Source organism: Streptomyces sp. NPDC039462 (genome assembly GCF_055639375.1).
Genome location: NZ_JBVKAO010000001.1, coordinates 1,054,055 through 1,070,803 on the forward strand (window position 1 = coordinate 1,054,055; position 16,749 = coordinate 1,070,803).

At 74.2% G+C, this 16,749-nt stretch carries 13 protein-coding genes; 7 read left to right on the forward strand and 6 right to left on the reverse strand.

Going from position 1 to position 16,749, the window contains the following annotated elements:
- Position 1: 1 nt before the first annotated feature.
- Positions 2 to 1,132, reverse strand: coding sequence for a PAS domain-containing protein (locus ACZ7LU_RS04480; protein WP_471915658.1), 1,131 nt, complete (start codon positions 1,130 to 1,132; stop codon positions 2 to 4).
- A gap of 74 nt (positions 1,133 to 1,206) precedes the next feature.
- On the opposite strand from ACZ7LU_RS04480, the gene ACZ7LU_RS04485 reads away from it, so the two are divergent.
- From ACZ7LU_RS04485 to ACZ7LU_RS04495, 3 genes are all read left to right on the forward strand, one after another.
- Positions 1,207 to 1,914, forward strand: coding sequence for an ANTAR domain-containing response regulator (locus tag ACZ7LU_RS04485; RefSeq protein WP_470982574.1), 708 nt, complete (start codon positions 1,207 to 1,209; stop codon positions 1,912 to 1,914).
- Between the two features lie 271 nt (positions 1,915 to 2,185).
- A complete protein-coding gene (locus tag ACZ7LU_RS04490; protein WP_471916477.1) occupies positions 2,186 to 3,433 on the forward strand; it encodes an aminotransferase class I/II-fold pyridoxal phosphate-dependent enzyme in 1,248 nt (415 codons plus the stop codon).
- Entirely contained in the window at positions 3,430 to 4,518 is a 1,089-nt protein-coding gene (locus ACZ7LU_RS04495; protein WP_471915659.1) for an MBL fold metallo-hydrolase, read from the forward strand. Before ACZ7LU_RS04490 ends, ACZ7LU_RS04495 begins: the two co-directional genes overlap by 4 nt.
- Here the strand turns inward: ACZ7LU_RS04495 and ACZ7LU_RS04500 are convergent.
- On the reverse strand, positions 4,406 to 5,413 hold the full coding sequence (locus tag ACZ7LU_RS04500; RefSeq protein ID WP_471915660.1) for a hypothetical protein: 1,008 nt from the start codon (positions 5,411 to 5,413) through the stop codon (positions 4,406 to 4,408). The genes ACZ7LU_RS04495 and ACZ7LU_RS04500 overlap by 113 nt on opposite strands.
- 4 nt (positions 5,414 to 5,417) lie before the next feature.
- Complete coding sequence (locus tag ACZ7LU_RS04505) at positions 5,418 to 5,810, reverse strand: hypothetical protein (RefSeq protein ID WP_471915661.1); 393 nt, start codon at positions 5,808 to 5,810, stop codon at positions 5,418 to 5,420.
- A gap of 112 nt (positions 5,811 to 5,922) precedes the next feature.
- Here ACZ7LU_RS04505 and ACZ7LU_RS04510 point away from each other — a divergent pair, with 112 nt between their 5' ends.
- Complete coding sequence (locus tag ACZ7LU_RS04510; RefSeq protein WP_471915662.1) at positions 5,923 to 9,360, forward strand: CHAT domain-containing protein; 3,438 nt, start codon at positions 5,923 to 5,925, stop codon at positions 9,358 to 9,360.
- Between the two features lie 30 nt (positions 9,361 to 9,390).
- Here the strand turns inward: ACZ7LU_RS04510 and ACZ7LU_RS04515 are convergent, their stop codons facing one another.
- Together ACZ7LU_RS04515 and ACZ7LU_RS04520 are read right to left on the reverse strand one after the other, a co-directional pair.
- Positions 9,391 to 10,005 carry a DedA family protein gene (locus ACZ7LU_RS04515; RefSeq protein WP_468086645.1) on the reverse strand — a complete coding sequence of 205 codons (615 nt, stop codon included), beginning with the start codon at positions 10,003 to 10,005 and terminating at the stop codon, positions 9,391 to 9,393.
- Positions 10,005 to 10,781 (reverse strand): MBL fold metallo-hydrolase, encoded by a 777-nt coding sequence (locus ACZ7LU_RS04520; protein ID WP_468557597.1) that lies wholly within the window; start codon positions 10,779 to 10,781, stop codon positions 10,005 to 10,007. The genes ACZ7LU_RS04515 and ACZ7LU_RS04520 overlap by 1 nt, the downstream gene beginning before the upstream one ends.
- 82 nt (positions 10,782 to 10,863) lie before the next feature.
- Between ACZ7LU_RS04520 and ACZ7LU_RS04525 the strand changes: the two genes are divergently transcribed.
- From ACZ7LU_RS04525 to ACZ7LU_RS04535, 3 genes are all read left to right on the forward strand, one after another.
- Complete coding sequence (locus ACZ7LU_RS04525; protein WP_468086284.1) at positions 10,864 to 11,289, forward strand: hypothetical protein; 426 nt, start codon at positions 10,864 to 10,866, stop codon at positions 11,287 to 11,289.
- A gap of 100 nt (positions 11,290 to 11,389) precedes the next feature.
- Complete coding sequence (locus tag ACZ7LU_RS04530; RefSeq protein ID WP_471915663.1) at positions 11,390 to 13,531, forward strand: phage holin family protein; 2,142 nt, start codon at positions 11,390 to 11,392, stop codon at positions 13,529 to 13,531.
- Positions 13,532 to 13,614: 83 nt separating this feature from the next.
- Complete coding sequence (locus tag ACZ7LU_RS04535; RefSeq protein WP_398299608.1) at positions 13,615 to 15,006, forward strand: amino acid permease; 1,392 nt, start codon at positions 13,615 to 13,617, stop codon at positions 15,004 to 15,006.
- Between the two features lie 6 nt (positions 15,007 to 15,012).
- Here ACZ7LU_RS04535 and ACZ7LU_RS04540 read toward each other — a convergent pair whose 3' ends face one another.
- Positions 15,013 to 16,644, reverse strand: coding sequence for a DUF6345 domain-containing protein (locus ACZ7LU_RS04540; RefSeq protein WP_471150569.1), 1,632 nt, complete (start codon positions 16,642 to 16,644; stop codon positions 15,013 to 15,015).
- Positions 16,645 to 16,749 lie beyond the last annotated feature (105 nt).

Here is a 16,749-nt window from a genome sequence, read left to right on the forward strand (position 1 = left end):
CTCAGCGGTCGGCGGTGCCACGCCGCATGGCGAGCGCCATGTGCCGGGACATCACGTCGACCGCTCGCGCCTCGGCCATCGAGAAGGCCAGCCGCGCACCGCTCCGGAACAGCGTGAGGACCCCCTCCACCGGGCCCTGCGGGCGGGCGGTCAGCGGCACGCACAGCAGGGACGTGACCTCGGCGCGGATCAGCGTGTGCGCGCCGGACGCGTCCCTGCCGAAGGCGTCCGGGTCCTCCGGGCGCACCTGAAGCGACGCCGCCCCGCCGCGTGCCGTCTCCACGACGAGCGGGGACGCGGCGGGGTCCTGCGCCAGCACGTCGGCGACCGGGCCGTCCGGCGGTCCAAGGACCGTCGTACGCCGCAGCCGCGCCGCACCCTCGTCGGCGATCACCCAGTCGGCGAACCGCCCGTGCAGGACCGCCGCCGCCCGTTCGAGGACGGCCGCGCGGTCCCCGGCGGGCGCGGTCAGCAGCGCCGACGTCATGGCGTCCATGAGGTCGAGCTGCGCCGCGTGCCGCGTCGCCTCGCCGAGGTCGGGGGCCGGGCCCGGCGCGCTCGGCACCTGCTGCGCGCGGTCGGCCGCGGGCTGCAGCACGACGAGGACCGCCATCCGCGGCTCGGCGCCGGGACGCAGCGCCGTGAGGGTCGCCCGGACCGGCGTGCCGGGGCTCTGCTGAAGGTGGACGTTCAGGCTGCGGTCGCCCTCGCCACGGGCGACCGCCGCGGTCTGCGAACGGAAGGCGACCCGGTCCGCGTGCATCAGGAACCCGGTCAGCGGCCGGCCCGTCGCGTATCCGGCGCGCACCCCGGTGAGGCCCGTCGCCGCGAAGTTCATGCGGCGGACCACGGTCTCCCGGTCGATTAGCGCGACCGGCAGCGGCAGCCGTTGGAACAGGGACCGCAACAGCCGCTGCTCGTCCCGGTCCGATGTGGCGTCGTCCCACCGTCCGTTGACGGCGAGCCGCTGGTACGTGGGCCACAACTGGGCGGCCACGTGATCGAGTTCGAAGATGGCCGCGTCGAGCACGGTGCTGAGGTCGCCCGCGGGAACGGACCGGGCGGACTTCAAGTCCGCTATCCGGCGCACAAAATCCGCGAGCTCTTCACCGAACTCCTCCATTTGAGACATGCGTCGAACCTATCCGCTGCGGCAGTTTCCCGGAGGCCTTGGAGGGAAGCCGAAGGGCAGAGGAGGAACACGTCATGGCGCCCATGCCCGACCCGGACCTGCTTCGACCCGAGTCATCCCTGCCCGGCCGCCGGCTTTCCGAACTCGCCGAACAGGCCGTTCGCTGCACCCCCGCCTGCTGCGGTGCGAGCACGACGGTCTCCGACGGCGGCGACGAGCACCCCATCGCCGTCACCCACCCCGACCTCGCCGGGCTCGTCTCGGTGCAGCTGCACTCGGGCGACGGGCCCATCCCGGCCGCCGAGCAGTGGGGCGCGCCGGTCGGCGCCGACGACCTGCTGCGGGACGAGCGCTGGCCCGAGTACCGCGCGATGGCCCTCGACTCCGGCGTGCGCTCCAGCGTCACCCTGCCCTTCCGGCGCGGCGGGCTCACGGTCACCCTGAGCCTCTTCAGCTTCCGTCCCGGAGCGCTCGACGACCCGGGCCACGGGCCCGCCCAGGCGCTCGGCGACCTCGCCACGAACTGCTTCGTGCGCGACCGGCACTACCGCGCCGCGCTGACCGAACTGGACCAGCTGGGCACGGCCATGCGGACACGGCCCGTCGTGGACCAGGCGTCAGGGATCGTCATGCACGTCCTGGGGTGCGACGCGGACACCGCCTTCGGGGTGCTGCGGCGGATATCCCAGACGACCAACAGGAAGCTCGCGGACGTCGCGGCCGCGCTGGTCGAGACGAAGGGCCGCGGCCTGGAACGCGAACTGGTCTCCCTGGCCCGCTGAGCGCGGCAGGGGGCGACGGCGACAGCCGAGTGAGACATGGGCCCGAACCGGGCGGACGACCGGTTCGGGCCTTCCGCGTGTGCCCCGGGACGCTCACCCGGGCGGAGGCCAGGGCGGGCGGGGGAGAGGGCGCCGCGCTGTGATGGACACGTACGGCGATGCCCCGGCCCTGTCCCGGTGACGCCCCGAGGATGTGCCGGCACGTGCTGGATTCACACCCCCGCGACGGGGCATGACCAGGACAGAGGTACGCGAGTGCACGGAGGTACGGATGCGGCGGACGGACACGGAGGGCCGCGGACCCGTCCGGTACGGGCCGCACCCGCCGGAGCCTGGCCTCCCGGTGCTGCCCGAGCTGGCGGCGGCCGCCGCAGCGGCAGTCGGCCGTTCCGCATGCGAGCCCGCGGGCGGCGGTCCCGTGCTCCTCGACGCCGCGTGCGGCTACTGGACCCGGCGCGGCCTGCCCGTGGAGCGCGACCGGACCGTCGCCGCCCCCGGCGCCCCGCCCCTCCTGCTCGCCCTCACCGCGGCCCTCGGCGGCGACGTCCTGCTGCCCCGCCCCTGCCCCGCCTGGTGGGCGCCCCAGGCGCGGCTGCTCGGCCGCGGCGTCTACCCCGTGCCGACGCCCGCCGAATGCGGCGGGATCCCCGACCCGTACGCCCTCCTGGAAACCGTCCGCCGGGTCCGCGCCGAAGGCGGCACACCCCGGCTCCTCGTGCTCTCCGTCGCCGACGACCCGACCGCCACCGTGCCACCCCCGGAAACGCTCCACGAGACCGTCGAGGCGGCCGTCGGCGAAGGCCTGCACATCGTCAGTGACGAGACCTGGCGCGACACCCTGCACGAGCCGCACGACACCGTCCTGATCGGGCCCGCCGAGATGGACCACGAGCGGGTCACCGTCCTCTGCGACCTCGCCGGCCCGTTCCTGCCCCCGGCGCTGCCCGCCGCCGTCGCCCGCTTCCCCGCCACCGCCGAGGGCGCCGCCCTGCGCGCCCGCACCCTGGACGTCCTCACCGCGCTCGGCGCGACCCTCGCCGCCCCGGCGGCGGCCGCCGCCTCGTACGCACTCGGCGAACCGGACGAGATCACCGACCGGCTCACCGCCGCCGTCCGGCTGCACGCGCGCGTGGCCGCCGCCGCGCGGCGCGCCCTCCTCGCCGCCGGCGCCCTCACCCGACCCCCGCAGGCGGGCCGCCACCTCTACGCCGACCTGGGCCCCCTGCGGTCCGCGCTCGCCGCGCGGGGCGTCGGCGACGCGCAGGACCTGGAGGACTTCCTCACCGAACGGCTCGGCATGCCCGCACCGGGCGGCCACCGCTTCGGCGACGACATGGACGCCCTGCGCGTACGCCTGTCCACGGGCCCACTCCTCGGCTCCGCCCCCGCGGAACGCCTGGCCTCCCTCACCGCCCCCGACCCCCTGGACCTGCCGCATGTGAAAAGAGCGCTCGGCGCCTTCGGATCGGCCTTCGAAGACCTCCACGCAGCAGACCGTCGAATGGAGCCGCCTCGATGACCCAACAGACACATCAGCACCACGGCGGTCCCCGGAACCGGGCAGCACACCCGCGACCGGATTCCGACCGGACGTCCGACACCGGCCCGGCGTCCGACACCCCTGCCCCGCCGTGCCCGCCCCGCGGGCCCCGCGTGTGGCCGACGTCGTTCGCCGACCGGCTGACCGCGCCGTTGCCCGGCCTGCGGGGGCTTGCCCGGTTCGCTCGGGAGAGTGCGTTGCGGCCGCGGCCCGAAGGGCTCGTCGACATTCCGCGGCTGCCCTTCGAACCCGGGCCGTTGCCGGACGTCGACGCGCGTACCGTCGCCGTCACCTGGGCCGGGCACGCCAGCTGGATCATCCGCATCGGGGGGCTCACCGTCCTCACCGACCCCGTCTGGTCGAGGAAGATCCTCGGTACCCCGGCGCGTGTCACGCCCGTCGGTGTCGCCTGGAGCGCGCTGCCGCGGGTCGACGCGGTCGTCATCAGCCACAACCACTACGACCACCTGGACTGGCCGACCTTGAAGAGGCTGCCCAGGGACACCCCCGTCTTCGTGCCCGCGGGGCTCGGCCGCTGGTTCACCCGCCGCCGTTTCGTCGACGTCACCGAGCTCGACTGGTGGGAGGGCGCCGAACTCGGCGGGGTGCGCCTGGACTTCGTACCGGCGCACCACTGGTCCAAGCGGAGCCTCCTCGACACGTGCCGCACGCTGTGGGGCGGCTGGGTGCTCACGGACGCGCGCGGGCAGCGGGTCTACTTCGCGGGCGACACCGGGTACGGCCACTGGTTCGAGCGGATCGGCGCCCGTTACCCCGGTATCGACCTCGCCCTCCTGCCGATCGGCGCGTACGACCCGCGATGGTGGCTGCGCGACGTCCACTGCGACCCCGAGGAGGCGGTGCGCGCGGCGGCCGACATGGGGGCGCGCCGCATGGCCCCCATGCACTGGGGCACCTTCCTGCTCTCCGCCGAGCCGGTCCTCGAACCGCTCACCCGGGTGCGCGCGGCGTGGGAGAGGACGGGGCGGCCGCGCGAGGACCTGTGGGACCTGCCGGTGGGAGCGTCGCGGGTGCTGGATCGAAGCTCCGCAGCTGCCGGGTGAGCGCGTCCCCCAGGGCCTGGTCCAACGGGCCGCTGTGCTCGATGCCCAGCTGACCGGCCAGCTCGACGGCGTGCAGACGGACGGCGGCCTCCAGCAACTGGGCGTAGGCATCGACCGCGCTGCGGAGCCGGGACCTCGCGGTCAGCGCGAGCACGCCCGCGACCGGCGCCGCGGGCCACCACCACACCGCAAGCGGCGCGTACAACACCCCCCAGCCGCCCAGCGTGGACGCACGTGTGAGCGCCTGCTCGGCGGCGGTGATCTCCGCGCGGGTGGTCTCGGGCAGCATGAGCCACAGGTGCGGCCAGAGCACCGGCAGGTCCAGGTGGTGGTCGCGCTCCAGGCGGATGGCGACGGCGTGGACACGATCGCCGCTCCACGTCGGCCGGTCCGGTTCCTCCGCGCCGACGCGCCGCATGGCTTGGTGCGCGGCATGACGGGGCGCGGGGTCGGCCCGCTCGCCCCGCAGCGCCAGGAACCGGGCGTCGGCGTCCAGTTGCCGCCGGTAGCGCAGCGCGGCATCCCTCCAGCGAGCCCGGCGGCGTACGACACGTGCGTACGCCCACTGCCGGAACGGACGCGGCCAGGCCCGCCATCCGGCGGCCAGGACGGCGCGCCGGAGCACCGAACCCAGCCCTTGGGCGGCAAGACCCGCCGCCCCGGCCGCGGCGAGAACCGCGCCGAGCAGCACGACCTGCCCGCCGGCCTCGGAGACGACGGGGGACCGGGCCCACCGGCCGATCCGGTCGACGAGTCGCTGGTGGTCCAGGGCATGGGCGTGGCCGAGGGAAGAGGCGACGGTGGCCGTGGCGAGCAGGAGCGCCCCGGGCAGCACCAGCAGCGTGAGCCAGCGCTCGGCGAGCTTCTGCCCCAGCGCGCCGAGGAATCCGTTCACCGCGCTACAGCCGTTCCCCGCGCAGGGGCAGGCCGCTGACGCGGCAGCGCGGCGCGTCGGAGCCGTCGGGCCAGGCGTGCCGGGAGCACTGGCGCGTCGGGCAGAGCAGCACCTGCTCGGCGGGCAGGGAGGGGTCGATCCCGAGCGGGGTCATGCCGCGGGCGGCGCCGCCGTGCACCCCTGCGGCGTCACCCACCGCGAGCAGCGCCTCGTGCAGGGCGTCCAGCGCGGGGGCGGGGTCCTCTCCGGCACGCAGGTCGGCGAGGAGGCGCTCCAACGGGGCGGCGCCCCCGGTCGCGTACGTCTCCAGGTCGGCACGGATGCGCTCCAGACGCCCGCAGACGTGGGCGATCGCCTCCCGCACCCTCGTGTCGACACCGCTGTGCTGTTCCGCCACTTCGCGCCCCCTTGTCCGTACTGACGCGGCCATGCTGTCCGAAGCCGCCCGTCGGCGGCAACAGTCGATCTAGCCTTGCCGGTTGACGAGCCGTCATCGACAGGGGGGCCTGATGGGACAGCGCGAAAGGCTGCTGGCAGCGGTCAGGAGCGGCGTGGAGCGGGCGGGCGAGAGACGGGATCTGTCCCACGCCCTGGATCCGGCCGCGCTGAGCGCTGCGCGCGAGCTGGCGGCGTTCGCCGCCGAGGGCGACCTGGAAGCCGCGCACGCCTTGGCCTGGCTGCACTACGTGCGCTCCCAGGTGCTCCCGCGGGCGCGGGCCGAACGGGAGTGGAAAGAGGCGGTCCGCCTCTTCGGGCAGTGCTTCGTCGTGACGGAGGAGACCGTACCGGAGTCCCTGCGCCCGGCCGTCGCCGAGCGGGCGGTCCCCGATCTGATGGACCTGCTCACCCGCTCCTTCGCCACCACCACCGATCCGGCGCTCCTGGACACCGCCGTGGACCTGGCGCGACGTATCGAGCGCAGGCTGCCCGAAGGCCATCCGCGCCACGCCCACACCCTTTCCCTCCTCTGTGCCGCCCTGGACACACGGTTCGCGCGCGGCGGGGACCTCACGGACGCGGACGAGGCGGTTCGGGCGGGCCGTGCCGCCGTCCTGGCCACCCCCGACGGCCGGCCGCAGCGCGCGGGCTACCTCTCCAACCTCTGCGCCGCTCTGCTGAACCGCGCCGAGCGCACCGGTGACGTGCGGGACATGGACGAAGCGGTGGCCACCGGCCGCGCCGCCGCCCGGGGCGGTAACGAGGACGACTCCGAGCGGGCCCTGCACCTGACCAACCTCGGTGCGGCCCTTCGGGCGCGGTTCCAGCGAAACGGCGAGCCGGGCGACATCGACGAGGCGGTGGAGGCGAGCCGCGCCGCCGTCCGCGCCGCACGCGCCGAGGATCCCCGCCGGGGCCTGTTCCTGTCCAACCTCGCCGTCGCCCTGCAGTCCCGGTTCCAGCGCACCGGGATGCTCACGGATGTGCACGAGGCCGTGGAGGCGAGCCGCGCTGCCGTCCGGACCGGCGCGCGGAGCGCGGCCTTCCTGTCCAACCTCTGCGTCGTCCTGCTGGACCGCTTCAACCGCACCGGGATGCTCGCGGACGTGGACGAAGCGGTGGAGGCGGGCCGCACCGCCGTCCGGGCGGCACCTGACGGACACCCCGACCAGGCCGTGAGCCTGACCGGTCTCAGCTCCGCCCTGCGGTTCCGCTTCCAGGGCACCGGGATGCTCGCGGACGTGGACGAGGCCGTGGAGGCGAGCCGCGCCGCCCTCCGGGCCACCCCCGGCCAACACCCCGAACGCGCGGCACGCCTGGCGGGCCTCGGCGCCTGCCTGCGGATGAGGTTCGAGCGCACCGGGGAACCGGGGGACGTGGACGAGGCCGTGGAGGCGGGGCGCGCCGTCCTGCGGATCGTCCCCGACGGCCACCCTCGACGCGCGGCGTACCTGGCCGAGTTCGCGGTCGCCTCGCAGCTGCGGTTCGAGCGCGGCGGGGACCCGCGCGACCTGGACGAGGCGGTGGAGGCGAGTCGCGCCGCCGGCAGGCTCACTCCTGGCGGCCACCCCCGGTGCATGCACTTGGTCAGCCTCTGTATCGCCCTGCGGACGAGGTTCGAGCGCGGCGGGGACCCGCGCGACCTGGACGAGGCGGTGGAGGCGGGCCGCGCGGCCCGCCGGGTGATGCCCGCAGACCACCCCAACCGTGCCGGCGCCCTGATGAACCTCGCGAGCGCCCTGCGGCTGCGGTTCGAGCGCACCGGAGCGGCAGCCGACTCGGCGGAGGAGCGGTCCGTCTGGGAAGGTGCGGCCGAGTCGGCCGCCGCTCCACCGTGGATACGCATCCGTGCGGCGCGGGGGGCAGCGCGCCTGGCCGCGTCCTCGGACCCCGGCCGGGCGGCCGCGCTCCTGGAGCGGGCCGTGCTGACGCTGCCGCAGGTGGCACCGCGCCGGCTGCGGCGAGGCGACCAGCAGCACGCCCTCGGCACCGACGCCGTCGATCTCGCCGCCGACGCGGCGGCCCTGGCCCTGACCGCCCCCGGCGGCACCGCGTCAGAACGGGCCGCGCGGGCGCTGCGCCTGGTGGAGGCGGGCCGGGCCGTGCTCCTGTCCCAGGCGCTGGACACCCGGGACGACCTGTCCGAGTTGCACGTCCACCACCCCGAACTGGCCTCGCGCTTCGCCGTTCTGCGCGCCCTGCTGGACCAGGAGCAGACCGCAGTCGAGGGGGCGGCCGCGGGCACGGGCCACGAACGTTACCGCGTAGCGGCCGAGTTGGAAGAGCTGATGGACCGCATCCGGACCCTCGAAGGCTTCACCGGCTTCGGCCTGCCCCCGACCCTCGACACCCTCCTGAGCGAAGCCGCCCACGGCCCCGTGGTGACGTACAACATCAGCCGCTACCGCAGCGACGCGCTGCTCCTCACCGGCGAGGGCATCACCTCCTGCCCCCTGCCCCGGCTCACGGAGAAGGCCCTCTACACCCAACTGGAGACCTTCCACCAGGCATTGGATGAGGTGACAGCGCCCGACGGCGACCGGATCGCCGCGCAGCGGTCCCTGCGCGGCGTACTGGAATGGCTCTGGGAGGCGGCCGCGGAGCCGGTCCTCTCGGCCCTGGCGGCGACGCCCGACACGGCCGCGAGGGCTCGGCCCGGGGAACTGCCGCGGGTGTGGTGGGCGCCGGGCGGTCTGCTGGGACTGCTTCCCCTGCACGCGGCGGGCTTCCACACCGACCAGGGCGACGCGGCACCGCGCCGCACGGTCCTGGACCGGGTGATCTCCTCCTACACGCCCACCATCCGAGCCCTGCGCCACGCCCGCAGGAGCCGCCTCCTGCCCGCGCCCACCGACGAGCCCCGGTCCCTGATCGTCGCCATGCCGCACACACGCGGCCTCAGCCCCTTGGAGTACGCCGCCGAGGAGGCCCGCCGGATCCACCCTCTGCTGCCCCGCCCGGTCCACCTCACGGCACCCGGTCCCACCGCCGACGGCGCCCCGCCCCCGCCGAGCCGCGAGACCCCGACCACGGACACCGTCCTCGCCTGCCTTCCGCAGTACGCCGTGGCCCACTTCGCCTGCCACGCCGAGAGCGACCACAACGACCCCGCACAGAGCCGCCTGCTCCTGAACGACCACGCCACCACCCCGCTGACCGTCGCCGCACTGGCCCGGATGAACCTCCCCCACGCACAGCTGGCCTACCTCTCGGCCTGCAGCACCGCGGACCCCGGCAGCTTCGATCTGCTGGACGAGGCCATCCATCTCACCAGCGCGTTCCAGCTCGCGGGCTTCCCCCACGTCATCGGGACACTGTGGCCGGTCAGCGACCGCCTGGCCGCCGACATCGCCGAATCCTTCTACACCCACCTGACCACCGGCCCGCGCGGCGGCACGCTCACCCCCGCACGGTCCGCCACGGCCCTGCACCACACCATCCGGGCGGTACGTGACCGCTATCCGGCGACGCCGTCCCTCTGGGCGGGCCACCTGCACGCGGGCGCGTAGGCGACGGCCCCGGGGACCCCGTCCCGGCGGCTATGCCGGGGCCCGCCGGATTTTGCGCCACAGGGACGGCGCCACACTGATCAGCACCGTCAGCGCCACCGCCACCGCCACGCCCTCCCACGGCTCCTTGAAGAGGGACCCGCCCAGGATGCCGATCAGCTGGTACGTCACCGCCCACGCGAGGCACGCCGGCACGTCCCCGCGGGCGAACTGACGCAGCGGCATCTTCGCCATCAGGCACGCCAGCATCACCGGTATCCGGCCCGCGGGGACGAGCCGCGACAGGACGAGGACCATCACGCCGTGGTCCGCCAGCTTGGCCTGCGCCTGCGCGAGCCGCTCCTCCGGCGCACGGTCACGGATCGCCGCCAGCCAGCGCGACCCGTTCTTCGAGCGCATGCCGCGCCGCCCGAGCCAGTACAGGGCCATGTCCCCGAGAAACGCCGCGAGCGCCGCGACGCCGAAGACCACCAGCAGCGCGAACGGCGCCGTCTGATGGAAGGCCACCACCGCCGCCGAACTGACCAGCGCGCCCGTCGGCACCACCGGGACCAGCGCGCCGATCACCACGAGGAGGAACAGCGACGGATAGCCGACCGCCTGCTGCGTACTCTCCGGCGTCACATGGACCGCCGCGGCGAGCATCACCTGGACACCTCCGGCTGCACGCTCTCCCCGTGCGCGAGCCGGTGCACGGCCACCTCGGGGGCGAGCCGGGCCGCCTGCCGTACGAACTCGTGGCCCGGCGTGTGGAACTCGTGCGGACGGACGGCGTCCATGCCTATCGGCCAGTACGTCCCGTAGTGCACAGGGACCGCGCTGCGCGGCGCGATCCGGGCCAGCGCCTCTGCGGCCCGGCGCGCGTCCAGATGCCCGTGGCCGAGATAGGGGCCCCAGCCGCCGACGGGCAGCAGCGCCACGTCGACGGGGCCCACCTCATCGGCCATCCCGTCGAACAGCCCGGTGTCCCCGGCGAAGTACGTGCGCGCCTCACCGTCCACCACATAGCCGAGGGCGGGCGACCGGTGCGGGCCGACGGGCAGCCGCCGCCCGTCGTGCAGTGCGGACACCACCCGTACGACGACATCGCCGACCGGGACCTCGTCGCCCGGCACGACCTCGGTGAAGCGCAGATTCGGCAGTCGGCGGGCCAGACCCGGCACCGACCGCGCCGTCCCGCGCGGGACCAGCGCACGGGTGCCGGGCACGAGCCGGGCGAGCGACGGTACATGCAGATGGTCGGCGTGCAGATGCGAAAGGAGCACGACGTCCGCGACCGCGGCGTGCGGCGGCGGAAGTGCGCCCCTGCGGCGCCGCAGATGCGCCAGACGGCGGGCGAAGAGCGGATCGGTCAGTACGCGGACGCCCGAGTCCTCGACCGTACAAGTGGCGTGACCCCACCATGTGACCTCGACGGGCACCCGTTCCTCCTTCGTGCGACTGTCTCCGAGCCTACGGCCAGGAGTAGGGTCAGCGGCTGAGACCGAAGGTCAGGGGGACGCCGTGGAGGATGCCGTGGGCCGCACCGCCGCCGTGCGCGTCGCGGCGATCGCCAGTCTGACGCCCCTGGAGGAGCTGGAGGCCGACCCCTTCCTGGTCGACTCGCGCAGCCAGCACGCGATGTGCGCGCGGTGGGCCGCCGCGCGGGGGTACGTGATCACCCGCGAACTCGTCGTACGAGGACTGCGCGCCGACCACGACATGTTGTGGGGCGACGTCGAGGCCGGCCTCGTGGACCTCTTCGTCGTGCCGAGCCGCAGGGTCCTGGAGCTGGCGCTGAGATCCGCGGACGAGTTCACCGCGGAGTGCGGGCGGCGGGGCGTGCGCATCGAGACGGCGGGCCTCGCCGAGCCGGCGTACGACTCCCAGATGAAGGCGAGCGTGCACCGGAGACTGTCGATGCCCACAGCGGGCTACGACGGCCGCTGACCCCCACCCCCCCACCCGAGCCCCACCGCCGCCTCCGTCGCAGTGCGGCGGGTTGTGACACGCTGGTGGCCGAAATCCGGGGTTGGTGAAAGGGCTGGGCGTGGGGCAAGGGCGATGGCGGCGGGTCGGCAGCGCTCTGTGGCGTGTGGTCGCCGTGTGGGCCGTCAGCACGCTGACGATGCTCGTGCTCGCCGGCATCCTGCCGGACTTCAAGCTTCAGTCCGGCGACGACGACAGCGCCACCCGCATCGCGGTCACCGCCGCCCTCGGCGCCGGCGCCTTCGGTCTGCTCTCCGCGCTGGTGTGGCCCCTGCTGGTCCGCGCCCTGCTGCTCGTGCCCGCGCTCGTGCTCGGACTGCTCGCGTTCTTCCTCAACGGATCGCTGCTGCTGCTCGCCCTGAGCCTCATCCCCGAGGGCCGCGGCGAGGCGGGCGCGGAGACCGCCGTCGTCGTCGCCGCGGTGATGTCCGCCGTCGCCTCGGCCACCGGCGGCGCCCTCGCCGTGCGGGACGACGACGCCTACCGGCGCAGGCTGTACCGGCTCGCGGACCGGCGGCGCAGGCGCGGCGACGGGAGCCCGGGGCCCGCGGGACCCGGCACCGTCTTCATCCAGCTCGACGGCGTCGGCCACGACGTCCTCACGGCCGCCGTCGCCAAGGGACTCATGCCCACCGTCGCCCGCTGGCTCGGCGACGCCGGGGCCGCCGGGCCCGCGACGCACCGGCTCACGCCCTGGCGCACCGACTGGTCCAGCCAGACCGGCGCCAGCCAGCTCGGCATCCTGCACGGCTCCAACCACGACGTGCCCGCCTTCCGGTGGTACGAGAAGGACACCGGCGAGGTCATGGTGAGCAACCGGCCCGCCTCCGCCGTCGAACTGCAGCGCCGGGCCGTCGCGCGCACCGGGGACGGCGGGCTCCTCACCGTCGACGGCGCGAGCCGCGGCAACCTGTTCAGCGGCGGCGCGGACCAGCTCGCCCTCGTCCTGTCCGTGGCGGCCCGACGGGGCAAGGAGAACCGGTCCCGGGCCGGGTACTTCGCGTACTTCTCCGACCCCGCCAACGCCGTCCGCACCGCCCTCTCCTTCGTCGCCGAGGTCTTCCGGGAGATCGGCGAGTCCACCCGCGCCCGCTTCAGGAAGACCCGCCCGCGGGTCTCCCGCGGCGGCCTCTACCCGTTCATCCGCGCCTTCGCGACCGTCGTCGAGCGCGACGTCGTGGTCGCCGCCGTCATCGGGGACATGCTCGCCGGGCGCAGCGCGGTCTACGCCGACCTCGTCGCGTACGACGAAGTGGCGCACCACTCCGGGCCGTCGGGGAAAGACGTCGAGAAGGTCCTGCGGCGGCTCGACCGGTCGCTCGCGCTGCTCGACCAGGTCGCCGAGCACGCGCCGCGCGCCTACCGGATCGTGGTGCTCTCCGACCACGGGCAGAGCCCCGGCGAGACGTTCCGCGCCCGCTACGGCCTCACCCTCGCCGACCTGGTCCGGGCCGGCTGCGGGCTGCCTGTGCCGCGCAAGGCGCAGCGCACGCACAGCGGCGCCGAGGCCCGCTCGGCCGTGCGGGCCGCCCTGCGCCGGCCCGTCGAGGAGGGCGCCGAGGAGCGCCGTCCGGTCCGCCGCGCCGAGCCGATCGTGCTGGCCTCCGGCAACCTCGGACTCGTCTCGTTCCCCGACGTCCGGCACCGCATGACCCGCGAGGAGATCGACCGCCGCCACCCGGCACTGCTCCCCACCCTCGCCAACCACCCGGGCATCGGCTTCCTGCTCGTACGGAGCGCGGAGCGGGGCCCGGTCGTGCTCGGGGCACGCGGTGCCGAGGTGTATCTGGACGAGGACCCCGCCGAGCTCGGGCCGCTCGCCGACTTCGGTCCCGGCGCCGCGGAGGCCGTCCGGCGCACCGACGGCTTTCCGCACACCGCCGACATCATGGTCAACTCCTGGTACGACCCGGAGGAGGGCGAGGTGCTCGCCTTCGAGGAGCAGATCGGCTCGCACGGCGGGCTCGGCGGGGCGCAGTCCCGGCCCTTCCTGCTGTCGCCGCTCGTGCTCACCGACCCGGTGCAGGACGGCGCGGAGCTGGTCGGCGCCGAGCAGGTCCACCAGGTGCTGCGGCGCTGGCTGGGGGAGGCCCACGGGCCGCAGATACCCGTGGCCGTCGACGTGAACGATTCCTTGTTCGACACCCCGGACGACACAGCTTTTGCGGCGTCCGACCACGCCGCGCAGGACAAAACACACTGATTTGGATCAGCGTCCGCGGTGCCCGACCATGTCTTGCGCCCGGCGATCCCGGGCGCCGGGCACGACGAGAGGCGCACCACCCCATGCACGACACCGGAACCGTTGCACCGTCGGATCCGGCCCCCGACCAGGGAGAACCGGCGCAGGCGCCGAGCAAGCACGCCCGCCGCTTCGGGCTTCCGATCGCCACGTGCCTCGTCATGGGGAACATCATCGGCGGCGGCATCTTCCTGCTCCCGGCCTCCGTCGCCCCGTTCGGCACCATCAGCCTGGTCGCCTTCGCCGTGCTGACCGCCGGGGCCATCGCGCTCGCCCTCGTCTTCGGGCGGCTCGCCGAGCGCGACCCGCGCACCGGCGGCCCGTACGTCTACGCCCGCGCGGCCTTCGGCGACTTCGCGGGCTTCCTGGCCGCCTGGTCGTACTGGATCACCACCTGGGTGAGCAACGCGGCCCTCGCCGTCGCCGCCGTCGGATACCTGGACGTCCTCGTCCCCGTCAACGACCACAAGTGGACCGCCTGCCTGGCCGCGCTGGTTCTGCAACTCCTGCCCGCCCTCGCGAATTTCGCGGGCACGCGGTACGTCGGGGCCGTCCAGCTGGTCGCCACCGTCCTGAAGTTCCTGCCGCTGCTGCTCGTCGCGGTCGGCGGCCTCTTCTTCTTCGACAGCGCCAACCTCGGGGCGTTCCGGGCAAGCGACGACAGTCCGCTGGGCGCCGTCTCGGCGGCCGCCGCGATCCTGCTCTTCTCCTACCTGGGCGTCGAGTCGGCCGCCGTCAGCGCCGGCGAGGTCCGCGACCCGCGGCGCAACGTCGGCCGCGCCACCATCCTCGGCACCCTCGGCGCCGCCCTCGTCTACCTGCTCGGCACCCTCGCCGTCTTCGGGACGGTCGCGCACGACAAGCTGGTCTCCTCCACCGCGCCGTTCTCCGACGCCGTCGACGTGATGTTCGGCGGCTCCTGGGGCGGCACCGCGGTCGCCTGCGCCGCGCTGGTCTCGATGGTCGGCGCCCTCAACGGCTGGACGCTGCTCAGCGCGCAGACGCCGTACGCGGCCGCCCAGGACGGGCTCTTCCCGAGCGCGTTCGGGCGGAAGAAGCGCGGCGTGCCGACCGTCGGCGTCCTCGTCACCGTCGTCCTCGCCTCGCTGCTCACCGTCTACAACTACACGGCGGGCTCCGGCGGGGTCTTCGAGTCCCTCGTCCTGATCACCACGTTCACGGCGACCGTGCCCTATCTCCTCGCCACCGCCGCGCAGATCTACTTCCTGGTCTCCGGGCAGCGCGAGCGCGTCCACCGCGGCCGTCTGGTGCGGGACGGCGTCCTCGCGGGCGTCGCGTTCGCGTTCTCCATGTGGCTGGTCGCCGGGTCCGGCTACGCGGCCGTCTACCAGGGCGTGCTGTTCCTCTTCGTCGGTGTGCTCGTCTACGCGTGGATGGCGGCCCGCAAGCAGCGGGCCGCCACCGTGAACCACTGAGCGGGACTACCTCGCCAGCGGCGCGACGACCCAGCGGCGTGTCTTGAACATGCTGCCCTGCGAGCCGATCTCGATCAGCTTGCGGGCCGCGGGGTACGCCTCGTTGCCCTCCAGCTCATAGCCGACCTCGAAGGTGCCGGGGACGTCGCTGACCTGGGGCGCCCGTGCCGCCGTCGCGGCCTGCGCCGGATCGTCGGCGGTGACCGTCGCGAGCTGCGCGAGGAGCTTGCGCTGCGCCGCGTCGAGGGCCTTGCGCGGGTCGCGCTCCAGCGGCGCCGCCGTGGCCTTGCCGCCCTTGGGCGGGGGCGGCGAGATCTCGGTGCTCGGCTCACGCGTGATGCCGGTGGTCCGGCGGGTGGCGATCTCGGCCTGGACGGCCGTGCCGTCGTTGTCGAGCCCGACGCGGATCAGGCCCTGCCCCGGCGTGATGACGGGCACGCCGTCGAAGACCTGCCGGAACGTCACGTGCGTCTGCAGCGTCACCGGGCGCCCGACCTCGGAGCCGTCCTTCGTCCCGGAGTTCTGCATCAGGTCGTGCACGCTGTCGACGACCAGCTCGGCGCCCTCGGCGTACCGCTCGGCGACCGTGCGGGCCGCCTCGACCGCCCGCTCGGTGGGCAGCTGCTGGGTGTTGCGGTGGTTGGGCTCGGCGAGCCTGACCCAGCGGACGCCCTCCGGCCCCGTGGAGATGACGCGGTCTCCGGAGGTCGCGTTGAGCACGCCGAGCTCGTCGACCTGCACCTCCTGCAGCGCCGCCGACGGGAAGTCGGCCAGCTGCCCCAGCTTGCCGAGTTCGGCGCTCGGGTCGCGGGGCGCAAGCTGGACGATCTGGTGCTGCCCGGGGAGCTGGGTGAGCGGCTCCCTGACGCCTTCGCGCGCGTAGTACCAGCGCCACGCGTACCAGTTGTCCGGCACGTGCTCGCGGAAGAAGTTCCGCTCGGTGTTGAGGCGGTTGGTGGCCTCGGCCTGGGTGGCGCCGACCGCGCACACCGACGGCGCCTGGCCGTGGTAGATGTCCCAGCTGGCGTTGAGCCAGGCGTCGCAGAACGTCTGCCCGGCCCGCCACTTCTCCCAGAACTTCTTGCCGTAGTCCGGGCTGTCGATGCTGACGGTCTCGAACCCGAAGATCATGCGGAAGCCGATGTTGGGCCCGGCCCACGTACGGATAGGCGAGTGCCCCCCGGTGACCTTCAGCGAGTCGCAGGTCGACCAGAAGACGTAGTTCGCCTTCTCGTTGCCGAGCGCCATCCGGTTGGATACGGCGTCGCTGCGGCCGTCCCAGGCCGCGCCGAGCGGCGCGAAGAACACGCCGTTGCCGTCCATGCCGCCGTGGCCCGAGTGGTAGACGGCGCAGACGGCGTCCATGCCGTAGCGGTCCTGCCAGTTGTCGTACGTCTCCTCGTACGCCCACACCTGGGCGCCGCCGTCGGCGAACCAGAAGTTGCGGTCGTAGAACTGCTGGAGGTACGCCAGCCAGCCGGTGGCGTCGGCGTGCGTGTGGTAGAGCGGCGACTGGTTGACGAACTTCTGGATGCTGAAGGCCCCCCACCAGCCGAAGGTCGAGTCCCGGTCACCCGCGGCTCCGGGCTTCTCCGGTTCGAGTGGCGACGGACCGCGGTCCGAGTAGTTGATGCGCATGGCCATACCCCCTGAGAGGATCTCCTCGCCGTCGTCCGCGAGGGGGCCTCAAAGTGTCACCGCGGACGCGCCTTGCCCAGTTGCCATTCCGGCCATAGGACCCCC